At 66.8% G+C, this 20966-nt stretch carries 17 protein-coding genes; 8 read left to right on the top strand and 9 right to left on the bottom strand.

The genetic code is table 11. The features are described 5' to 3' along the window. The first annotated feature begins 4 nt into the window (after nucleotides 1-4). Both fliQ and fliR read left to right on the top strand, forming a co-directional pair. Nucleotides 5-274: a flagellar biosynthesis protein FliQ gene (gene fliQ, locus AC1RKI_RS19305; RefSeq protein WP_061958832.1), complete on the top strand. Its 270-nt coding sequence runs from the start codon at nucleotides 5-7 to the stop codon at nucleotides 272-274. A 32-nt stretch (nucleotides 275-306) separates the two neighbouring features. Beyond that, nucleotides 307-1095: a flagellar biosynthetic protein FliR gene (gene fliR / locus AC1RKI_RS19300; RefSeq protein WP_061958833.1), complete on the top strand. Its 789-nt coding sequence runs from the start codon at nucleotides 307-309 to the stop codon at nucleotides 1093-1095. A gap of 50 nt (nucleotides 1096-1145) precedes the next feature. Here the strand turns inward: fliR and blaOXA are convergent, their stop codons facing one another. Beyond that, complete coding sequence (gene blaOXA / locus AC1RKI_RS19295; protein ID WP_492796630.1) at nucleotides 1146-1982, bottom strand: OXA-1206 family carbapenem-hydrolyzing class D beta-lactamase; 837 nt, start codon at nucleotides 1980-1982, stop codon at nucleotides 1146-1148. 135 nt (nucleotides 1983-2117) lie between these two features. Here blaOXA and AC1RKI_RS19290 point away from each other — a divergent pair, with 135 nt between their 5' ends. From AC1RKI_RS19290 to AC1RKI_RS19280, 3 genes are all read left to right on the top strand, one after another. After that, on the top strand, nucleotides 2118-3803 hold the full coding sequence (locus tag AC1RKI_RS19290) for a hypothetical protein (RefSeq protein WP_492796629.1): 1686 nt from the start codon (nucleotides 2118-2120) through the stop codon (nucleotides 3801-3803). Nucleotides 3804-3872: 69 nt separating this feature from the next. Continuing rightward, on the top strand, nucleotides 3873-5381 hold the full coding sequence (locus AC1RKI_RS19285; RefSeq protein WP_492796627.1) for a metallophosphoesterase family protein: 1509 nt from the start codon (nucleotides 3873-3875) through the stop codon (nucleotides 5379-5381). 65 nt (nucleotides 5382-5446) lie between these two features. Next, nucleotides 5447-6730: a cytochrome-c peroxidase gene (locus AC1RKI_RS19280; RefSeq protein ID WP_061959956.1), complete on the top strand. Its 1284-nt coding sequence runs from the start codon at nucleotides 5447-5449 to the stop codon at nucleotides 6728-6730. Here the strand turns inward: AC1RKI_RS19280 and AC1RKI_RS19275 are convergent. The 4 genes from AC1RKI_RS19275 to AC1RKI_RS19260 form a co-directional block, all read right to left on the bottom strand. Further along, entirely contained in the window at nucleotides 6691-8319 is a 1629-nt protein-coding gene (locus AC1RKI_RS19275) for a methyl-accepting chemotaxis protein (RefSeq protein WP_061959957.1), read from the bottom strand. The genes AC1RKI_RS19280 and AC1RKI_RS19275 overlap by 40 nt on opposite strands. 304 nt (nucleotides 8320-8623) lie before the next feature. After that, nucleotides 8624-9979, bottom strand: a complete 1356-nt coding sequence (locus AC1RKI_RS19270; RefSeq protein WP_061959958.1) for an LLM class flavin-dependent oxidoreductase — start codon at nucleotides 9977-9979, stop codon at nucleotides 8624-8626. Beyond that, nucleotides 9979-11241, bottom strand: a complete 1263-nt coding sequence (locus AC1RKI_RS19265; RefSeq protein WP_492796625.1) for an SfnB family sulfur acquisition oxidoreductase — start codon at nucleotides 11239-11241, stop codon at nucleotides 9979-9981. The genes AC1RKI_RS19270 and AC1RKI_RS19265 overlap by 1 nt, the downstream gene beginning before the upstream one ends. Nucleotide 11242: 1 nt before the next feature. Next, entirely contained in the window at nucleotides 11243-12454 is a 1212-nt protein-coding gene (locus AC1RKI_RS19260) for an SfnB family sulfur acquisition oxidoreductase (RefSeq protein WP_492796623.1), read from the bottom strand. Between the two features lie 259 nt (nucleotides 12455-12713). Here AC1RKI_RS19260 and AC1RKI_RS19255 point away from each other — a divergent pair, with 259 nt between their 5' ends. Both AC1RKI_RS19255 and AC1RKI_RS19250 read left to right on the top strand, forming a co-directional pair. Next, nucleotides 12714-13289 carry a biliverdin-producing heme oxygenase gene (locus tag AC1RKI_RS19255; RefSeq protein WP_227460348.1) on the top strand — a complete coding sequence of 192 codons (576 nt, stop codon included), beginning with the start codon at nucleotides 12714-12716 and terminating at the stop codon, nucleotides 13287-13289. A 17-nt stretch (nucleotides 13290-13306) separates the two neighbouring features. Beyond that, nucleotides 13307-15016 (top strand): sensor histidine kinase, encoded by a 1710-nt coding sequence (locus AC1RKI_RS19250; protein ID WP_227460349.1) that lies wholly within the window; start codon nucleotides 13307-13309, stop codon nucleotides 15014-15016. A gap of 44 nt (nucleotides 15017-15060) precedes the next feature. Here AC1RKI_RS19250 and AC1RKI_RS19245 read toward each other — a convergent pair whose 3' ends face one another. Further along, entirely contained in the window at nucleotides 15061-15498 is a 438-nt protein-coding gene (locus AC1RKI_RS19245) for a response regulator (protein ID WP_061959960.1), read from the bottom strand. Next, a complete protein-coding gene (locus tag AC1RKI_RS19240) occupies nucleotides 15461-17896 on the bottom strand; it encodes an ATP-binding protein (protein WP_170292611.1) in 2436 nt (811 codons plus the stop codon). The genes AC1RKI_RS19245 and AC1RKI_RS19240 overlap by 38 nt, the downstream gene beginning before the upstream one ends. Before the next feature lie 346 nt (nucleotides 17897-18242). On the opposite strand from AC1RKI_RS19240, the gene AC1RKI_RS19235 reads away from it, so the two are divergent. Further along, nucleotides 18243-18608, top strand: coding sequence for a hypothetical protein (locus tag AC1RKI_RS19235; RefSeq protein ID WP_227460351.1), 366 nt, complete (start codon nucleotides 18243-18245; stop codon nucleotides 18606-18608). A 163-nt stretch (nucleotides 18609-18771) separates the two neighbouring features. Here AC1RKI_RS19235 and AC1RKI_RS19230 read toward each other — a convergent pair whose 3' ends face one another. Both AC1RKI_RS19230 and AC1RKI_RS19225 read right to left on the bottom strand, forming a co-directional pair. Next, nucleotides 18772-20319 (bottom strand): tripartite tricarboxylate transporter permease, encoded by a 1548-nt coding sequence (locus AC1RKI_RS19230; protein WP_061959962.1) that lies wholly within the window; start codon nucleotides 20317-20319, stop codon nucleotides 18772-18774. Between the two features lie 5 nt (nucleotides 20320-20324). Beyond that, a complete protein-coding gene (locus tag AC1RKI_RS19225; RefSeq protein ID WP_251164799.1) occupies nucleotides 20325-20807 on the bottom strand; it encodes a tripartite tricarboxylate transporter TctB family protein in 483 nt (160 codons plus the stop codon). Nucleotides 20808-20966 lie beyond the last annotated feature (159 nt).

The raw sequence follows: 20966 nt of genomic DNA, 5'->3' as shown, positions 1-20966 counted from the left end.
TGACATGACACCGGAAATGGTCATGACCATCGCCACGCAGGCGATGAAGATGACGCTGATGCTGTCCGCCCCGCTGCTGCTGGTGGCGCTGGCCGCCGGCCTGGTGGTGAGCCTGTTCCAGGCCGCCACGCAGATCAACGAAATGACGCTCACGTTCATCCCCAAGCTGGTCGCGCTGTTCGTGACCATGGTGCTGGTGGGGCCGTGGATGATCAACACGTTCGTCGATTACATGCGCGAAGTCTTCCAGGGCATCCCCGCCCTGGCGCACTGACCCGCGATCGCAAACAGGCAGGCGCAAGCGTCGTGTTCGAGGTCACCACCGACCAGATGTACGGATGGATCGCCACGTTCCTGTGGCCGATGTTCCGTCTGCTGGCGCTGATCATGACGGCGCCGCTGTTCAGCGAATCCGCCATTCCGCGCCGCGCCAAGATCCTGCTGGCGGCGGCGCTGTCCACCATCGTGTCGCCGACCATCGGTCATATCCCGACCGCGCAGGTCTATTCGTTCGACGGCTTCCTGATCATCCTGAACGAGATCGGCATTGGCGTGGCGATGGGTTTCTCGATGCGGCTGGTGTTCGCGGCCGTGCAGATGGCCGGCGAAGTGATCGGCCTGCAGATGGGCCTGTCGTTCGCCTCGTTCTACGACCGCTCGGCAGGCGGGCAGACGATGGTGCTGTCGCGCTTTCTCAATATCGTGTCGATGCTGCTGTTTCTGGCGCTTGACGGTCATCTGATGATGCTGGCCGCGCTCATCGACAGCTTCCAGGGCGTGCCCATCGCCGGCGTGCCGTTGTCCGGCCATGGCTGGGGCATGGTGGCGCGCGCCGGATCGACGGTGTTCGCGGCGGGCACGCTGCTGGCGCTGCCGATGATCGCCGTGCTGCTCACGCTGAACCTGTCGATGGGCATCCTGAATCGCGCATCGCCGCAGTTGTCGATCTTTGCTGTGGGTTTCCCCGTGACGCTGCTGGGCGGCATGCTGTTGATGCTGCTGATCATGCCGCAGATGGGCGTCTACATGCAGCACATGATCGACGCCGGCTTGCAGACCGCCGCATCGGTGCTCGATCAACTGGCGCCCAACTAGGCCGCCAGCTGATCCGGGCTGGCGCACGGCGCGCCCGCCCAGCCCCAGCCTCAGGGCAGCGCGCCCACCTGCTTGAGCACGGCGCGCGCAATTTCCTGGCGCTTGGCGCCGACTTCCGGCTGCGGCATGTCGAGGTTCATCGCAAATACATAGGTGTCATCGCCATGCGTCACCCAGCCCACCCACCAGCCCACGTCCATCTTGTCCGCCGTGGACCAGCCGGTTTTCGCGCGCAGGGTGTAGTCGGCGGTCTTCTCGATGGTGAGGATGTCGTCGAGCGCCGCGAAGCTGTGCGCCGAGATCAGCGGCACCTGGTGCGCGGCCGCGTCGCGCAGGAAATCGACCTGCTGGTATGTGGAGATACGCAGATGACCGTTGAGCCAGAAGCGGTCTACCGGGCCTTCGACATCGGCATTGCCGAAGTGAGCGGCGCTCAGGTACTTGCGGTATTGCGCCGTGCCCACGCGCCGCGCCAACGCCTGGTAGGCGGGCACGCACGAGTTCTTCAGCGCCACGCGCAGCGACACGTCGCCATTGCACACCGCCGGAAGGATCGGCTTGCCGTGGTGCATCCAGACCTTGCCGTCCCACGGCAGCTTGTCGTTGTCGACGTCAGCCACCGCGCCGGTTTCCAGGCCGATCAGCGCATTGAAGATCTTGAACGTCGACGCCGGCGAATAGGCGATCGCGGCGCGCTTCGGGTTGTAGGTCAGCGTGCGCTGCCGGCGCACGTCGTACACCACCATCGTGCCGTCGACCCCGGCGGCATCGAACAATGGCTTGGCGTCGAGCGGGACGTCGGCGGCATATACGGCCGAAGCCGCGGCGGCAATCGCGCTGCCGAGCAACGCGGCGCGCAGGAATGAACGGGCAATACTGTTTGGCATATCAACACGCTTGTAGTGAGGAGGTTGTCGTCATGCTGACGGATGGCAATCCAGGCCCGGATCGTGGTGCGCAGCATAGGCAATGGCGCGACACACGCCAACCGCCACGGCCGTAACACGCGTAACATCTCGTCCATGTCCGCCTCCACCATCCTCATCGAACTGGCCGCGCCGCATCGCGTGGCAGGGCAACCGGCGCGCTATCAATCGGTCTGGTTGCTGGCGCGCATCTGGCTGGCCGTAGCACGCGATCGCGAAGACCTGACCGCCGCCGCACTACGCGCGCGCTTTGCCGACGCCGCCGACGTGCGCATGATCGTGTCGCGCGCATTCGCGGACTTCGCGCGCTGGCAGATTCCAGTGGGATGGGGTCCCGACAAGGCGATCGGCCTTTCGGGGCTGCGCGCCACGGGCCGCAGCCGCGGGCCGTTCTGGATGCCGGCGGCCGCCGCGCGGCGCCTGCGCTTCACCGCGCACGGCAAGCCGCTGGGCGCGGCGGGCGTGGCGCGCTGGCTGGGCCAATCGAACGCGCGCGACGCCGACGCGATCGCCACTGGCGCGCCGGGTTCGACATCGGCGTCTTCCGCATCGGCATCCGCGCCGGCGCAGGACGGCCTGCATTATGTGATGCGCGACATGGCCTTCTGGCGCCATCTGACGCAGGCGATGCGCGGCGCGCAGGACGGCTTTGCCGGCGCACTCGACAGCAGCGTGGCCGAATCGTTTCGCGCGGCGCAGCGCTCGGCGGCCGACGACTTCCAGCAGGCGCTGTCGCTCCTCAAGGAAAGCCTGGCGTGGCGCCGCAGCGACCGCCTGGACAAGAGCCGCGCCGCGTTGCGCCGTTTCGAACGCATCGTGGTGGCGGGCGGCGTCAATGCGGCGCTGCCGACGTTCGCCGCGATGGCGCATGTGGTGCGCGCCTGGGAACACTACGCGCGCAGCGATCTCGATGCCGCGCGACGCGAACTGGCGTGGCTGGCCGGCGATGCGGAACTGCGCCCAGTGGTGCGCTACAACCCGCGCATCCGCTTTGAATCGCTCAACCTCGATGCGCTGATCAACAAGAGCGTGGCGCTGCGCCCGGACGGCGCCGATGCGCCAGGCCCGGCACAGCGCCGGCATGCCGCACGACACGCGCTCGATGCGTTTTCGGGCGCGCTGCAGGCTGCTTACGAAGCCGATTCGGTCGATGCGGTGCAGCATGCGGCGGCGAATATCGGCTGGTCGCTATGGCTGTTCTGGCAACACGGATTGGTCGACGAGGCGCGCACGATGGCCGCAGGCGATGTGCAGCGCCAGTCGATGCGCTGGCTGGGGCTGTCCGAATGGATTTGCGACCGCTTCGGCGTGGGCGGTGGATCGGCATGGAACACGATCTTCCTGCTGCGCGTGGCGCGCGGCGTTATCGATGTGGCTGCCGCGGCGGCATCGCTCGGCGCATTCCGCGCGCAACAGCCGCTGACGGTTGGCGCGGCGATCGATGCGCTGCGCCCATTCCATGCGCCCTTCGCGCCGGCCAAGGGATTTACGCGCTGGTCGTCGGTGGCGGGCTTCGCGCTCGACGAGCACGATACCGGGCGCGTGCGCTTCAACGCGCTGCAACTGGCCAACCTGCTGCTGGAGACCGCGTGGTATCTCACGCACGAACAGGGCGCATCGGCGCAGGCCTATGCGGCGATGGAGCGGCTTGCGGTACAGATCGGCACATTGCGCGCGAGCGAACGCGGCTTCTTTCACGCCGGCATCCGCGGCTTTCCGCCTGAATTGCGCGCCGCGGCGGCCGAGGCTGCACGCGCACAACGCAGGGCGCGCGCCGTGTGAAGCCTGGGCGTCATATTTCTTACATGCGCAGCAGGTAGGGTGTCTCCCCCAAACAGGGGAGAAACCACAATGCGCACAAAAAAGACCCTCGGCTGGACGGCCGGGATGGCGGCGCTTGCCGCCGTGGCGGCCTTGCACGGCTGCGGCAGCGATGACAACAGCGGCACCGGCAATGCGCCCGCAACGCCTCCGGTGACCACTCCGGCCGACGCCGCCACGGACATCGCCAACATCCAGGCCGCCTGGGTTGAGATCGGCGATGGCAACCAGGCCATCGCGCGCGCGATCACGCGCTACGTGCCGTCCGCCGATGCCGGCGCCAACGGCGGGTGTCCGCTGCTGACGGTCAACGGCACGGCGTCGCGCATGACGCTGCGCGTGGCGCCAGCCACGGCGCCGCTGCGCACCACGGCCAGCGCGCCGGCCGATTCCAAGCCTTCCGAATTCCCGGTTTCCGTTTGCGAAGCCACGCTGCCCGCCACCGCAACCAGCGCGGCAATCGGCACGCAGGCGCTGCCGCTGCCCAAGGCGACGCCGCAGCGCATCGTGGTGCTGGCCGATACCGGCTGCCGGCTGAAGAAGGCCGACAACGCATGGCAGGCCTGCAGCGACACCGAGGCATGGCCGCTGGCGTCGCTGGCGGCCACGGCGGCCGGCTTCAATCCCGATCTGGTGCTGCATATCGGCGACTACCACTACCGCGAGAATGCCTGCCCGCCCGACATCGCCGGCTGCCAGGGCAGCCCGTGGGGCTATGGCTGGGATACCTGGCAGGCCGACCTGTTCAAGCCCGCCGCGCCGCTGCTGGCCAAGGCGCCATGGGTGGTGGTGCGCGGCAACCACGAGGAATGTGCACGCGCCGGCCAGGGCTGGGCGCGTTTTCTCGATACCCGCCCGTACGACGCCACGCGGTCGTGCGACGACCCCGCCAACGATGCCACCGGCAATTACGCCGACCCGTACGCGGTATCGCTGGGCGGCGGCTCGCAGGTGATCGTGTTCGATTCGGCAAAGGCCGGCAAGACTGCACTGGCGACCAACGATCCGCAGTTCATCGCCTACCAGAAGCAGTTCCAGACCGTGGCAACGCTGGCTGCAAAGCCGGGCATGACCACCACGATCTTCACGAACCATCATCCGATCCTGGGCTTCGCTCCGGTGGCCGGCGCCAATCCCGCACCGGGCAACCTGGCGCTGCAATCGGTGATGTCGAACCTGAACGCGCAGGCGTACTATCCGCCCGGCGTGCAGGTGGCGCTGCACGGCCACGTGCACGATTTCCAGGCGATCAATTTCGCATCGGCGCATCCGGCGACCATCGTTTCCGGCAATGGCGGCGACAATCTCGACGTGGCGCTACCCGATCCGCTTCCCGGCGGCAGCGTGCCCGCGCCGGGCACCACGATCGACAGGATCACGCATCACGCAAGCTTTGGCTTCCTGGTGATGGACCGTCGCGCCGCGCCGTCCACGGGCTGGCAGTTCAAGGCCTACTCGAAGGCCGGCAAGCTGATGGCAACCTGCGACCAGACCGGCAACACGCTGGCGTGCGACAAGACGGGATTCATCGCGCCTTGAGTGCCTTGAGTGCCTTGAGTGCCTTGAGTGCCTTGAGTGCCGTGGGCCACGTTCGCCTCGTCGTCATGGCGGCGCTGGCCGCGGCATCGTTGCCGGCCGCGCCGGCCACTGCGGCAGAAACCACGCTGCTGCCCGGCGCGCCGCCCGCGGTGGTGGTGCGCACCATCGGCGCCGGCACGCCCCAGGTGGCCGCGAAGATCGACGCCACCAGCGCCGTGTTCCGTCCCGATCCCGCGCTGGCGGCGCTGGGCCGGCGCATCTTCTTTGACGCCCGACTGTCGATGCCGCGTGGGCAGTCGTGCGCAAGCTGCCATGATCCGGCGCGCGCGTTTTCCGCCACGCTGCCGGCCGGCAGCCCCGGCGTGACGCAGGGCAGCCGCCCGGGGCACTTCAGCCTGCGCAATCCGCCCTCGCTGCTGTACGTGCGCTACGTGCCGCGCCGCCATTTCTACCAGGATGACGATGCTCCAGCGGCGGCGCCGTTCGGCGGCCTGTTCGCCGATGGCCGCGCCGACACGCTGGCCGAACAGGTGCGCGGGCCGCTGCTCGATCCCAACGAAATGAACAACGGCACGCCAGCGCGGCTGCTGCGCAATATCAACGCGACGGACCTTGCCCCGGCGCTGGCGGCCCGCTTCGGCGGCGCGGTGCGCGACGACCCCGAGGCAATGCTGCGCGCGCTCGGCACGGCGCTAGAGGCCTACATGCAAAGCGACGAGATGGCGCCGTTCACATCGCGCTTCGACGCCTACCTGCGCCACCGCACGCCGCTGTCTGCGCAGGAAATGCGCGGGCTGGCGCTGTTCAAGAATCCCGACAAGGGCAACTGCATGAGTTGCCACGCGCTGTCCGACACCGCGCGACGTCCGGAACGATCGTTGTTCACGGACTTCGGCTACGACGCCATCGCCGTGCCGCGCAATCGCGCGCTGCCCGCCAATCGCGATCCACGGCATTTCGACAACGGCCTGTGCCAGACCGCGCGCACGCTGCGCTGGCCCGAGCCCGACCAATGGTGCGGATACCTGCGCACGCCGGGCTTGCGCAACGTGGCCGTGCGCCAGCGCTTCATGCACAACGGCGTGTTCACCACGCTGCGCGACGCCGTGGCGTTCTACAACACGCGCTCGACCGATCCGCGCAAGTGGTACGGCGGCGCGGCCACGTTTGACGATGTGCCCGCCGCCTATCGCGACAACATCAACGTGAACTCACCCCCCATGAATCGCCGGCCGGGCATGCCGGCCGCACTCACCGAGGGCGAGATCGACGATATCGTCGCGTTCTTGCGCACGCTGACCGACGCCGCCTACGAAAACGCGATGCCGCCCGCCACAGCAAGCCGCTGAGCGGACGTTGCGGGGCGCACCAGGCCACCCGTGGCGGGCAGCTTGAAGAACGCCACGGCCTCGGTCAGCAGGCGGCCCTGTTCCTCTAGCGATTTCGACGCCATGGCCGCTTCGTGCACCAGCGATGCGTTTTGCTGCGTCACCTGATCGATCTGCACGATGGCCTGATTCACCTGCTCGATGCCGCGGTTCTGCTCGCCCGACGCGGCGGCGATTTCCTCGACGATGCGCGTCACGCGCGCCACCGCCTGCGTCACTTCGCTCATGGTCTGGCCCGCCTCGCCGGCCAGCGTGGAGCCGGCCTGCACCTGCGACACCGACGCCTCGATCAGGTCCTTGATTTCCTTGGCCGCGTGCGACGAGCGCTGGGCCAGGCTGCGCACCTCGCTGGCCACCACCGCGAAGCCGCGCCCCTGCTCGCCCGCGCGCGCGGCTTCCACCGCGGCATTGAGCGCCAGGATGTTGGTCTGGAAGGCGATGCTTTCGATCATGCCCGTGATGTCCGCAATCTTGGCGGAACTGGCGCTGATGCCTTCCATCGTATGGACCACGCGACCCACCGTGGTGCTGCCCATTTGCGCCACGTCGGCGGCGTCTCGCGCCAGCTGGCTGGCCTCGCGCGCGTTCTCGGTGTTGTGACGCACGGTGGCCGTCAATTGCTCGATGCTCGCGGCGGTTTCTTCCAGCGATGCAGCCTGCTGCTCGGTGCGGCTCGACAGGTCCATGTTGCCGCTGGCAATCTCACCCGTCGCCAGCGCGATGCTGGCGCTGCTTTCTCGCACGCTGGACACGGTTTCGGTCAGCTTGTCGTTCATGTCGCGCAGCGCGCCAAGCAGGCGCCCCGTCTCGTCACGCGAATCGACGGCGATATGCGTGCCCAGTTCGCCGCGCGCCACGGTGTGCGCCACTTCCACCGCGCGCTGGATCGGCCGCGTGATCGCGCGCGTCAACAACAGCCCGCCGACGATGCCGAACGCCACGGCCGCCGCCGCCACCACGATCAGGAACAGGCGCTGGCGCGCATAGTCGTCGTTAAGTTGGCGGATCATCTCGTCCTGGCGCTCGCGCGTGAAGCTGGCGTAGTCCTGCGTCGCCTTGACCAGCGCGGCCAGCAACGGCCTGCACTCGGCGTTCATCTTGGCAATCGCGGCATCGTTCTTCTTGTCCAGCGCCAGCGCCACGATATCGGTGGCCACCGGGCCGTAGCGGCCTTCGATCCGGTCGATTTCCGCCACAAGCTTGCGCGCGCCTTCGCTGACGCCTTCGGCCATCACCATCTGTTTGAGCTTGCCCAGGCGCTCGCCCACTTCGGCATGCGCCTTGAACACATCCGCCTTTTCGAGATCGAGATCGGCCTGGGTGGTCACCAGCACCAGATTGCGCGCGGCAATGGCGCGGCGATCCACCGCCGCAAGCATTTGCGAAGCCATCTGCGCGCGTGCGTTCAGCCCGTTGATATAGGCGCTGAAGCCTTCGGTAGAGCGGCTCAACGCCCGCAAGGAAAGCCCCGACACCACCAACACCACGAGCGCCAGCGTGCCAAACCCCGCGAGGAGCCTGGTCTTGATCGATAGATCACGGAATTTCACGGTTAACCCCTCTCTTTCCCGAATAGGCCGGACGGCAGGCCAATGGCGAACGCGCCATGACGGCGGTCGTGGCGCACGTGTATCGCTGACGGATCCCGTTCCTCGGTATCGGCACTTCGTGCGACGGCCAATGCACTGGCCGGGCACGAATTTGGCGGCAAGGCGCCGTGCTCTGTGTGGTTATGCGAGGCTAACGGCAAGGCGGGCCCGGATTGAGCCCTACGCGCGGAGGGTATGACGGCGAAAATACGTCGGTGTTTACGCTAACCGGCGTATTCCCGGACGGGGTGCCGGGCCGGCAACGCTACTGCCAGCGGAACGCCGCGGCGGCATGCCGCGGGGGCAGCCGGTCGGCTTCGGCAAACAGCTTGCGCCGCAACGTGCCCGGTGCATAGGCGGTCTTGTAGCGCCCGCGATTCTGCAGCTCCGGCACGACCAGATCGACAAAGTGCTCATAGCTTTCCGGCACCACGGTGCGGCTCAGGTTGAAGCCGTCGATGCCGGTTTCATCGATCCACGATACCAGCGCATCGGCCACCTGTGACGGATCGCCGACGATGGCCGGGTAGCGTCCGCCCAGTTCGAACAGGTCCAGCAACTTGCGGCGCGTCCAGCCGTGCTGCGCGGCGGTGCGCGTGGCCGATTCGATCGCATTGCCGCCGCCATAATCCACCGGCTCGTCGAGCCCGTACTTTGCAAAATCCACGCCGGTGCTGGCCGCGAAATGCGCCAGTCCCGCCTCGCGGCTGGCATGGTCGCGATATTCGGCATGCAGCGCGCGCGCCTCGGCCTCGGTTGCGCCCGTCACCACGGCTGCGCCCGCAAACACCTTGATATCGCCGGGATCGCGGCCGGCTGCCACCAATTGCTCCCGCAGCGCGCGCACCGTCTGGCGCGCCGCTTCCTTGCTGGGCGGCGAGATGAACACGCATTCGGCATGGCGCGCGGCAAACTGCTGGCCCCGCCCGGAACTGCCGGCCTGGAACAGCACCGGAGTGCGCTGCGGCGACGGCTCCGACAAGTGATAGCCTTCCACGCGGTAGTGCTCGCCATGGTGGCGCACCATACGCACGCGGCGCGGGTCGGCAAACACGCGCGCCGCCTTGTCGCGCCGCACGGCGTCGTCGGCCCAACTGCCTTCCCATAGCTGGTACAGCACGTCCATGAATTCATCGGCGCGGTCGTAGCGCGCATCGTGCGCCAGTTGTCCTTCCAGCCCCATCGCGCGCGCCGCGCTGTCCAGGTAGCCCGTCACGATATTCCACCCCACGCGTCCGCGCGTCAGGTGATCGAGCGTGGAAAAGCGCCTTGCCAGCAGATACGGCTGCTCGTAGCTGAGATTGACGGTTACGCCAAATCCCAGATGCCGCGTCGCCGCCGCCATTGCGGGCACCAGCAGCACCGGGTCGTTGACCGGCAACTGGATCGATTCGCGCAGCGTCGTATCGACATTACCGCCATAGACATCGTAGGTCCCGACGATATCGGCGATGAACAGGCCGTCGAACAACCCGCGCTCCAGCGTGCGCGCCTGATCGATCCAGTAGTCGAGCGAGTGATAGGTGTCGGAGCGGTCGCGCGGATGCGTCCACAGCCCGTGATTGATATGGCCCACGCAATTCATGTTGAACGCGTTGAGCAGGATTTGCTTGCCAGCCATCACAGCGCTCCGTGCCGCGGCGGCAGCTTGTCGTTGAGGTAATAGTTGCCCACGGCGTGATACTTCCAGCGCACCGGATCGTGCAGCGTGTGCGTGCGCGCGTTGCGCCAGAAGCGGTCCAGCCCCAGGCCGTCCAGCGTCGATGCAGTGCCGCCCAATTCGAACAGCTTGCTCCCCGCCAGCAGCGACGCGGTGGTGGTCAGCGCGCGCGCCTCCGCGACGGCGACCGACGCGGCGGCCACGGATTGCTCGTCCGGTGCGCGCTGTGCGGCATCGACGAATCGCCCGGCCCGGCGCACCAGCGCTTCGGCCGCACGCAGCCGCACCGCCACGTCGCCCACCTGATGGATGGTCAGCGGATCGTCCGTGGCGCGCGCCACCCGGGCGTCGATCCACGGGCGCGCGTGGTCGCGCACGAACGGCAGCGCGGCGGCAAACGCGCCACGGCCGATGCCCAGATCGATGGCCGCATGCAGGATCTGCGCAAAAGGACCGATGGTGGTGGGCGCTTCGAACGATGCCTGGAACGGCACCACCCAGTCGCGCTCGACCCGCACCTGATCGAACGTCACGGACCCGCTGCCGGTGACGCGTTGACCGAAGCCATCCCAATCGTCCTCGATCGACACGCCCGCCGCGGTGCGCGGCACGAACGCAATCTGCGTCACATCGCGGTCGCCTTGCCGCGCCACCACCAGCGTGGGAATCCAGTGCGCGTAGAGCGCGCCGGTGCAGTAGAACTTCTTGCCGTCGACGCGATAGCCGTCGCCGTCCGGATCGATCCGGGTGCGGCGCTTGAAATCCTTGTGGCCGATTTCGGCCAGCGCATTGCCAAAGCGTTCGCCGGCCAGCGCGCGTTCGTAGAAGAACCGCTGTTGCGCCGGCGTGCCGCCCACGCGCAACACTTCCAGCGCGTAGAAGTGGTTTTGCGGAATCTGCCCGAGCGACCCGTCCGCCGCAGCGATCAGCGCGATCACTTCGGCCAGCGTGCCGGCGGACACGCCGGCGCCGCCAAATTCCCGCGGAACCGTGATACCCCACAGGCCGCTGGCGCTGAACGCTTCCAGTTCGGCCCACGGCAGGCGGCGCTCCCGATCGCGCAGCGCCGCCTCCGGCGCAAACCGTGCGGCAAGTTGCGTGGCCACGGCGATCGCCTCGGCGTCGTCGGCGATGCGATGCGGCACTCGATGCGGCGCCGCGGCGGGCGCGGGGCGGCGAGCCGGATCCGCTTCGGCCGGCGCGGGAGTGTAGAGCAGCGTCATGTCAGTTCCAGGAATGCCGTGCCGGCAGTACGTCGTTCAGGTGGAAATTGCCGATCAGATGCAGCTTCCAGCGGACCGGATCGTGCAGCGTATGGGTGCGCGCGTTGCGCCAGTGGCGATCGAGGTTGTGGCGCGCGCGCGTGGCCGACGATCCGGCCAGTTCGAACAGCTTTTCGCTGGCGGCCAGTGCCGCTTCTGTGGTCAGTACCTTGGCTTCGGCCACGGCCAGCGACGCGCGTGCACTGTCGCGTGCCGTCACCGGCGCGGCGGCGATCTCGTCCAGCGTGTGGCCAGCTTCCAGCAGCACCGCATGCGCGGCATGCAGATCGACGGCCAGCCGTCCCACGTCGCCGATCAGGTAGGGATCGTCGCTGGCGTGCGCCACGCCGGCGTCGATCCACGGACGCGCGTACTGGCGCACGAAGGCCAGCGCGTCGTCGAACGCAGCCTGCGCGATGCCCTGGTCGATGGCTGCCTGGATCAACTGCGAAGTCGGACCGAACAGCCCCGGCCGGTCGGCCAGTTGCCAGATCGGCAGCACGTCTTCCTCGGACACCGCCACGGCGTCGAATGTCACCGTGCCGCTGGCCGTGGTGCGCTGCCCGAACGACGACCAATCGTCGATCACCGTCAGGCCGGGCGCATCGCGCGGCACCCAGACCTGCACCGCGCGATCGTCGTCATCGAGCGCGCGCACCGGCACGCGATGCGCGAACAACGCGCCCGTGGAGTAGAAGCGCGTGCCGGTGAGACGCAGGCCGTCCGGCGTGCGACGCAGGCGCGTATCCGATTGCAGTACGGTGCCGCTGGCGGCCGAGCGGCGCGGCGGGCCGGCATTGCCAAGCCGGCGACCGTCGAGCACTTCGCCGTAATAGCGCTGCTTTTGCGCGTCGGTGCCGATTTCGCGCAGCACGCCGAGCAGGCCGAAATGATTCTGCGGAATCTGGCCCAGCGCAGCGTCGGCGGCGCTCAGGATCGCGAAGACCTCGGCCAACGTCGCATACGACACGTCCGCGCCGCCGTACGCGCGCGGGACGGTGATCGCGCCGAGGCCGCTGGCCGACCAGCGATCCAGTTCAGCCCACGGCAGAATGCGTTCGCGGTCGCGGCGCGACGCGCCATCGGCAGATATCGCCGCCAGCTCGCGCGCCGCGTCGAGCGCCTCGGCATCGCTGCCAATCCGGCGGATGGAAAGGTCGGAAAGTTTGGTCATGGCGCATGGCGTTCAAACGATGCGGCCGAGTCTACGGACGCCGCGCGCAAATCCCAAAGACGCATTTCAACGCTGGTTATGCGCAAACGGTTTTTGCGGCGCTAGACTGGAGGTTCGGCCCGTCATTGCGGAGGCCGACTTCCTGTACCATGTTGTCCTGACGCCGCCCCGGTAGCGCCGCCGTCCATCGCCACGGTTGCCTGGCACGGTTTGCGCGATCATCACCACTGTGACTGAACACTCGACGCCCCCATCCGACGTGCTCGCATCCCTGCGGGCCGCAACCGCCGAACGCCACGCCATACTTGACCGGGCGATGCCGCTCGCGCGCGAGGTTCCCACGCATGCCGATTACCGCGATCACCTGCTGATCCTGCGTGCATGGCTGGCGCCGCTGGAAAACTGGCTGGCGCGCTTCGACGACGGTCCGCAGGACGCCACGCGGCTGCCCGGCGTCACGCGCACACCGCTGATCGAGCGCGACCTGGCGCATCCGTCCATTCCGGCCGGCGCCACCGCCGTGCCCGATATCGATATCGACAGCCTGCGTGGCGATGCGGCATTCCGCTGGGGGCTCTGCTATGTCATCGAAGGCTCGCAACTTGGCGGCACCGTCCTGTATCGGCAACTGGCGCAACGTCTTGCGCCGCACCCGTTGCAATATCTCGGCGCGGGGCAGTCGCCCGGCCCGCGTTGGCAGCAATTTTTACAAGCACTGCGCGCCGGTGTCCTGACATCCACGGACATCGCGCTCGCGTGTGAAGGTGCGCGCCGTGCCTTCGACGACCTGATTGCGCGCATCCCGGCCGATACGGCCACCGTCGCCAGCCAGTGATCGCGCACGAGTCCATCATGTCAGACGCCGACCGCCAGCCGCCGCGCGCCACACCGGTAGACACCGCGGCACTGTTCGATGCGCTGCCCGAGTCCTACCTGGTGCTCAACGGCCGCCACGAAGTGGTCCAGGCCAACGCGCGCTATCTGGCCATGGCGGGCCGCACGCTCGACGACGTGCTGGGCAGGTCGGTGTTCGACATCAACCCGTCGCTGTCGGCCGCGCAGACGGCGGCGCGGCGCGAATGGCTGATGGCCACGCTCGGCGATCTGCAGGACGGCGAATCGCGCCTGTCGCCGCTGATCCGCTACGACGGCCACCCCACCGGCAACGGCGAGGGCGAACGCTATTGGCAGGTCAAGGCCACGCGCCTGAGCGGCTTCGATCACGAGGAGGGCTCGGTGGTGCTGCTGCACGTCACCGATGTCACCCACCAGATCGTGCAGACCGAGCAGAGCCGGCGCGAACACGCCAAGCTGCGTTCGCAGGCCCGCCTGCGCAAGCTGCTGGTCGACGAAGCCAACGCGGCGCTGCAAACGCATCGCGAGCGGCTGGAAGAACTGCTGTCGTTTGCCAAGGTAGGCGCGTGGGAGCTCGACATCGCCACCGGGCACCTGTCGTGCACCGACCAGTGCAAGGCCAACCTGGGCCTGGGCCCGCAAGACTCGGTCGACGAAGCGCGCGTATTCAACGTGCTGATGCACCCCGACGACCGCCGCGACGTGCGCGCCGCCATGGACAGGGCCATCGAAACGCGTACGCACTTTGAAGTCGAATACCGTGTGATGTGGGGCGACGGCAGCCTGCACTGGCTGATGTCGCGCGGCGCGGCACGCTATCTGGGCGACGGCACTGCCCAGTCGATGATCGGCTTCACCATCGACATCACCGCGCGCAAGGCATCCGAGCTGCGCTATCAGGCGATCGCCGAAGAAGAACAGCGCGCGCGCGAAGTGAGCGAGCGCGGCGCACGCGCCATGGACCACTTCGTCGCGGCAGTCAGCCACGAACTGCGCTCGCCACTGCATGCCATTCTCTGGTGGACCACGCTGCTGGAACGCGCCGGCGACCCGACGCATGCCACGCGCGCCGCACAGGTCATCGAGCGCAATACGCGGCAACTGGCGCGCATGGTCGACGACCTGCTCGACAGCGGCGCGATCGCCACCGGCAAGCTGTCGGTCGAGCTTCGCCCGCTCGACATGGCGTTGCTGGCGGCCACCGTTGCCGAAGACCTGCGCCTGGATGCACAGGCGCGACAGGTCACGCTGATCGTGGGCGAACCGGTGCCGTGCATGGTGATGGCCGATGAAAACCGGCTCAAGCAGGTGGTGCTGAACCTGCTGACCAATGCGCTGAAATTCGCCGAGCGCGGCTGCGTGGAAGTAGCGGTGACGCCCAGCGGCGACCACGCCGAGCTATCGGTGCGCGATACGGGCGTGGGGATTGCGCCCGAAGCATTGGAGCGGATTTTCGAGCGCTTCGAGCAGGCGCATCACGATCGCGCCAATCGCGCGCCGGGGCTGGGGCTAGGGCTCTGGATGGTGAAGAACCTCGTGCAGATGCACAACGGCACGGTCACGGCGCACAGCGAAGGCTTGGGCAAGGGCGCTACGTTCCGCGTGCGGGTGCCGCTGATTGGCGCGGCGGCCGTCGATGAAAACCTGCAGGCAGGCGCCGCTCGCTTCGGGGTGCGGGACGATTCCGCGCGCGTTCAGCGCGATTGAGCGGAAGCGGCGGGCTTGCGCGATTCAGCGCAATTCAGCGTGTCTCAGCGCGTGTAGGGCGGCGGTTCGTTCAGCACGGCCCAGAACACGCCGAGATCATTGATGGCGGCCATGAAGTCGTCGAACTCCACAGGCTTCACCACGTACGCATTGACGCCGAGATCGTAGCTGCGCAACAGATCGCGCTCTTCTCGCGACGACGTCAGCATCACCACCGGAATACGGCGCAGCAGCTCATCGCTGCGCACCGCGCGCAGCACCTCGTGGCCGTCCACCTTCGGCAGTTTCTTGTCCAGCAGGATGACGGCAGGGTTCTCTTCGGGGCGATCCGCGTAGGGGCCTTCGCGGCGCAGGAATTCCAGCGCCTCGGCGCCGTCGCGCACGGACACCACCGGGTTGGCCAGCCGGCTTTTTTCCAGCGCGATCAGCGTCAGCTCAATATCGTCAGGGTTGTCTTCCACCAGAAGGATCGGCCTCAGCACGCTCGTTCTCCACATTCTTCAAATCTTTAAACACCGGGCGATACGGCTGCCCGGACGACACCGCGGCAAGTCGCGCGGCGGCTTGCGCGGCCGTCTCGCTGGTGCCGCCTACGCCGTCCTGCACAAACTCGTGCGGCAGCGCGAACCAGATCGTCGCGCCGCGATTGACTTCGGCTTGCGCCCAGGTCTTGCCGCCATGACGCTCGATGATGCGCCGCACGTTGGCCAGCCCAATGCCGGTGCCGGGAAATTCCTCGGCGCGATGCAGGCGCTGAAACACGCCAAATAGCTTGTCGGCATAGCGCATATCAAAACCAACGCCATTGTCACGCACGAAAAACAGGTCGTGTCCGGCCCATTCGTTTTCGCCTTGCACCCTGCCCACTTCGATCCGTCCCGGCGGCGCATCGGCATCCAGGCCGCGCGTGCCGGTGAATTTTACAGCGTTCGCGATCAGGTTTCGCATCACCACGTCCATCAGCACCGGATCGGCGGTGACGGTGCCAAGCGCGCCAATCTCGTATTGGAGCCGCCGCTCGCCGATATCCTTCGATTCCTCGGACATCAGGCGTTCGGCCAGCGCGCGCATATCGATGCGCTGCGGGCGCAACGCCGCGCGCCCCATCTGCGAGAACGCCAGCAGGTCATCGACCAGCTTGCCGCCGAAGCGCGCCTGCGCAATGATCCGTTCGACAAAATGGCGGCCGCGGTCCGACAGTCGGGTGTGGTCCATCTCGCGCAGCAGATCGGCAAAGCCGACGATATGGCGCAGCGGCGCGCGCAGATCATGCGAAATCGAGTACGAGAAACCTTCGAGTTCGCGATTGGCGCGCCCCAGCTCCAGCGCCAGTTGCGCCAGTTCCTCGGCGCGGCGCAGCACGATGCCCAGCAGCGCACCGCGGAATTCGGCGGCGATCTCGAGTTCGGCCGGGCGCCACGCCGTCGAGCGGCCGCGCACGGTCTGGGTCCACACCTCGAAACTCTCGCGCGGGGACAGCGAGCTGGAAAGCGACGACAGCTTTTCGCGCGGATCGCCGGCCCAGTGGATGGTGCGAACCACTTCGGCGCGGAACCAGATCACGTAGTTGCGGAACAGACGCGATAGCGACAGCACCAGCGCGCCTGCCGCTTCCGGACCCACGCCGCACGCGTGCGCCTCGGGCCAGTCTACCTCGAGCTGGTCGGTGGCCAAGACATCGTCCTGGCGCGAATCGAGCCACGTGATCAGCTTTTCGATCACATCGTCGGGAGGCGCATCGCCCATGCGCACGATGCGGCCTTCGAACACCGCCACGGCGCCGGTGGCATCGACCAGCGCCAGCAGATCCTCGGCGTCGCTGGTGATCGATTCAACAAAATCGTCCGTGTTGGCCATGGCCGCCAGCAATTGCGCCTGGCGCCGGCGCAGCGTCAGGCGATAGTCGGCTTCGGCATGGTCTTCCTTGGCCTCGACCTGCAGCGACAGCAACTGCGCGATGTGTTCGCATGCGGCGCGCACCTCGAACGACGGCAGCCGCGCGGTGGCGTGATGGCACGAGATCAGTCCCCACAGCTTGCCGCGCACCACGATCGACATCGACATCGATGCCCACGTGCCCATGTTCTTCATGTACTTCACATGCACGGGCGAAATACTGCGCAGCGACGCATAGGTGAGATCGGTCGGCTTGCCGGTGGCCGGGTGCAGCGCAGGCACCAGCGGCGCGGCCACGTAGTCGGCGTCGGCGATCAGGCGGATGCGATTGCGCACATAGAGCGCGCGCGCCTGTTGCGGGATGTCCGAGGCCGGGAATCGCTGGCCGAGATAGCTCGCGTAGCCTGGTTCCAACGATTCCGCAATGACGTGGCCGTGTCCGTCCTCGTCGAACGAATACACCATGGTGCGGCCGAAGCCGGTGATGCGATGCACTTCCTCTGCGGCCAGCCGGGCCAGGCCCTCGATATCGTCGACATGCTGGAGGCTGATGCTGAAGGAGCGCACCAGCGGGTACATAGACGCGAACACATCGGCGGTGCCGCTGGCCTGCTCCAGTTCGACGATATCCACGCCCTGATGGCGATGCACCACAATCGCCAGCGGCGACCACGCAACCGACGGGTCGCGCGTGCGGCGCGGATCCTCGATCGAGCCGGCATACAGCGGGATGCCTTCCGCATCGAGACGGCCCAGCGCGGCGAGCGCGAGCGGCGCACCGGCGCCAATCACATCGGCCAGCGGGCGACCGATCACTTCGTCGATATTGGTGCCGGCCAGCAGCGCAACGTTCTTGCTGGCCTGCACGATGGCGCCCGCACTGTCGACACTCACGAGAAATCCGTACGGCTGAATGCCGCCCGGGATGTGAATGGGCTCTTTGGCGCAATCGTTGGGCGCCGCCCTTGTCGATATGGAATCCATGCCTGCTCCGCCGATCTGCATGGGCCGGATTTTCGCACAGCGCCTGCAGCGCTGCCGGCTTTGTGCGCAATTGACAGCAATGGCAGTGGGAGCGGTAAAAACTACAAGTTGCGGAAGGCAAAAGCTGGCCACGATGAGCGGATCTACAGCCCGCGATAAGGGCTGCGATCTGGCTGCAGTTCGGTGTCTGGTCTGATATCCGGCACACCATCCGGTCCGAGATCCGGCGTCCGTCCCGGCTATCGCGGAGCGCGATCCGGTGGGTGCTTCATCGTCAATATTTGGCTTGCCAGTCACGGTACGTGCAGCTAGTCTTTGCGAGACCCCACCCAATCCCGGAGCACGCATGACACACGTTGCGAAACACCTTCAGCACTGGTTGGCTCTTGCTGGCTTGCTGGCGGCAAGCGTTGTCATGCCGGCGCATGCCCAGTCCACCCAGACTCCGGGAGCGGCGGCAGCCATTTCGGAAGCCGTCCAGGAAGGCGGCAGCCCGTACCGCCCACCTTCGGCCGGCACCGCCAATCCCGCGGAAGACAAACGCGCGCGCTGCGAGGCGCTGCTCGATGAAATCGGCGGCACGTCAAAGCGGCGCGGCTATGCGTCGCCGGGACAGGCGACCACCAATGCGCAGGGCCGCGCGGTGCCAAAGATCGAGCGCGACGATGCGCGCAAGCAGTTGGAAGAGACTTATCGCGCTAACTGCATGTAGATGCGGCCAGGGGCCGATTGCACGCGGTGAAAGCCGCCGCGCGCGCCAATGACAAAGGGACGGGGCCATCCAACTGACCCCGTCCCTTCTCGCTTTCCGCCGTTGCAGCCGTTCCAGCCGATCCCTCGCACAGGACTCGACGGCCGGCGCGGCCCGAACGGGGTTATTCGTTGACCGCCAGCTCCGTCTCCGGCACCACGAAAGCGGGCTTCTTCTGCTTGGCGCTGCGCGAGCGCCACGCGGACCATGTCACGGCCGTCACCAGCAGCGCGGAAATCACCACGAACGTGCAGCTGATCGGGCGGTCGATAAACACCATCATGTCCCCACGCGACAGCAGCAAAGCGCGACGGAAGTTCTCCTCGACCATTGGCCCCAGCACGAAGCCAAGCAGAATCGGCGCCACCGAGAACTCCAGGTACATCAGCAGCGCGCCGATCAGCCCAAAGGCCAGCACCTCCCAGATCTGGAACAGGCTGCTCTGCGTGCTGAACACGCCCACCGCGATAAAGAACATCGCCGATGGGAACAGGTAGCGGTACGGCACCTGCAGCAGTTTCACCCACACGCCGATCATCGGCACGTTCAGGATCATCAGGATCACGTTGCCGATCCAGAAGCTGGCAATCAGGCCCCAGAAGATGTCCGGGTGATCGCTGATCAGTTGTGGCCCCGGCGCGATGCCCTGGATCATCAGGGCGCCAAGGATCAGCGCCATCACCGCATCGCCCGGAATGCCCAGGCTCATGGTCGGGATGAAATCGACCTGCGTCTTGGAATGCGACGATGCTTCCGGCGAGGCCACGCCCGCGATCATGCCCGTGCCGAATTTCTCGGGCGTCTTCGAGATCTTGCGCTCCAGCGCGTAGGCGACGAACGTGGTGATGGTGGGACCGGTGCCCGGCATCGCGCCAAACAGCGTCCCCACACCCGTGCCGCGTACCATCGGCCAGAACGCCTCCTTCAGTTCCGCCCAACTGGGTCGCATATCGCGGATGCGCAATTTGGCGTTGCTGGTGACCGCTGTCATGCGGTTCACATTGAGAATGAAGTCGGCCACGCCGAACAGGCCCATTGCAATCGCCACCAGTTCCAGCCCGTCACTAAGCTCCGGAATGCCGAGCGCAAAGCGAAAAGTGCCGGTGTTGACGTCGGTGCCCACCACGCCGCACAACAGGCCGAACAGCGTCATGGCCACGCCCTTGAGCGGCGACCCGCGCGACATCGTCGACCCTGCCAGCAAGCCCAGCAGCATGATCGAGAAGATCTCGGCGGGACCGAACTTGAATGCGATGGCGGTCAGCAGCGGCGATGCGAAGATCATCACCAGAATGCCCACCGATGCCGCGAAGAACGAGCAGATCATGGTGATGCCCAGCGCCGTGCCGCCCTTGCCGGCGCGCGTCATCGGGTATCCGTCCAGACAGGTCACCGCGTGCGGCGGATGCGAGGGCAGATTCAGCAGGATGGCGCCAATCGCGCCGCCATATTGCGACCCGTAGAAAATGCCGGCCAGCATCAGGATGGCGGGCACCGGGTGCATCACGTATGTCAGCGGCAGCAGGATCGAAATTGCCGACAGCGCACCCATGCCGGGCAGCACGCCGATCAGGTTGCCAACCAGCACCCCGAAAAACGACCACATCAGGTTGCTTCCCTGGAATGCGACGCCGAAGCCGAACCAGAGATCATGCAAGGCATTGGAAACCATGGCGTTCAGCCCCCCCAGGTAAACAGCGGCAACTGCAATTGCAGCGCCCACGAGAACACCACTGCCGCGATCACGCACATGGCAATCGCCAGACAAACCGCCTGCTTGATGGTGTTGTTGCGATCGCCAAGCGCCGAGATGAATACGATGGCGAAGGTTGCCGGAATCATCCCGCCGTACTTGCCCAGCAACAGGAATGCCAGCGTGCCCAGCACGATGCAAACGGTGCCGCGCAGATCCGGCGCGGCATGGCTGTGGCCATGGCCGGTTGGTTGCGCCGGGTCGCTCGCCTCGCCGCGTGCTGAGGCAGCGATCAGCACGCCGACCAGCGCGAGCAGCGTGCCCACGGCAACGGGAAAGAATCCCGGGCCCATATGGCTGAGCGTGCCGGTGTGATATTGCAGCCCCGCCATGACGGCAGCCAGTCCCACCAGTACCATCAGCGCGCCGCCGTAGTAATCCTTCTTGAAGCCGTGCGTCTGATTCATGCGCCGGCCCTCCCTTCTCGGCGCGGCGTAGCGCGCGTCGATGCCGGGCAGCTGCGGGTATATCGATCGAACATCGTTCTGTCTCCTTCAAAGCCCCCGCATACGGCGGGTCAGACGGAATCTACAAACGATGTCTTCCAAGGGCCTTTCATGCGGCTT

The sequence above is a fragment of the Cupriavidus sp. GW822-FHT06G04 genome, from assembly GCF_058799075.1.
The sequence above is the reverse complement of the archived record's forward strand: the minus strand, read 5'-3'. Positions and strand labels throughout refer to the sequence as shown.

What these genes read in the sequence shown, in the direction of transcription:
- fliQ (WP_061958832.1), top strand. Translation starts at nt 5, where the DNA reads ATGACACCGGAAATGGTCATGACCATCGCCACGCAGGCGATGAAGATG.
- blaOXA (WP_492796630.1), bottom strand. Translation starts at nt 1,982, where the DNA reads ATGCCAAACAGTATTGCCCGTTCATTCCTGCGCGCCGCGTTGCTCGGC.
- AC1RKI_RS19290 (WP_492796629.1), top strand. Translation starts at nt 2,118, where the DNA reads ATGTCCGCCTCCACCATCCTCATCGAACTGGCCGCGCCGCATCGCGTG.
- AC1RKI_RS19285 (WP_492796627.1), top strand. Translation starts at nt 3,873, where the DNA reads ATGCGCACAAAAAAGACCCTCGGCTGGACGGCCGGGATGGCGGCGCTT.
- AC1RKI_RS19280 (WP_061959956.1), top strand. Translation starts at nt 5,447, where the DNA reads ATGGCGGCGCTGGCCGCGGCATCGTTGCCGGCCGCGCCGGCCACTGCG.
- AC1RKI_RS19270 (WP_061959958.1), bottom strand. Translation starts at nt 9,979, where the DNA reads ATGGCTGGCAAGCAAATCCTGCTCAACGCGTTCAACATGAATTGCGTG.
- AC1RKI_RS19265 (WP_492796625.1), bottom strand. Translation starts at nt 11,241, where the DNA reads ATGACGCTGCTCTACACTCCCGCGCCGGCCGAAGCGGATCCGGCTCGC.
- AC1RKI_RS19260 (WP_492796623.1), bottom strand. Translation starts at nt 12,454, where the DNA reads ATGACCAAACTTTCCGACCTTTCCATCCGCCGGATTGGCAGCGATGCC.
- AC1RKI_RS19250 (WP_227460349.1), top strand. Translation starts at nt 13,307, where the DNA reads ATGTCAGACGCCGACCGCCAGCCGCCGCGCGCCACACCGGTAGACACC.
- AC1RKI_RS19240 (WP_170292611.1), bottom strand. Translation starts at nt 17,896, where the DNA reads ATGGATTCCATATCGACAAGGGCGGCGCCCAACGATTGCGCCAAAGAG.
- AC1RKI_RS19235 (WP_227460351.1), top strand. Translation starts at nt 18,243, where the DNA reads ATGACACACGTTGCGAAACACCTTCAGCACTGGTTGGCTCTTGCTGGC.
- AC1RKI_RS19230 (WP_061959962.1), bottom strand. Translation starts at nt 20,319, where the DNA reads ATGGTTTCCAATGCCTTGCATGATCTCTGGTTCGGCTTCGGCGTCGCA.
- AC1RKI_RS19225 (WP_251164799.1), bottom strand. Translation starts at nt 20,807, where the DNA reads ATGAATCAGACGCACGGCTTCAAGAAGGATTACTACGGCGGCGCGCTG.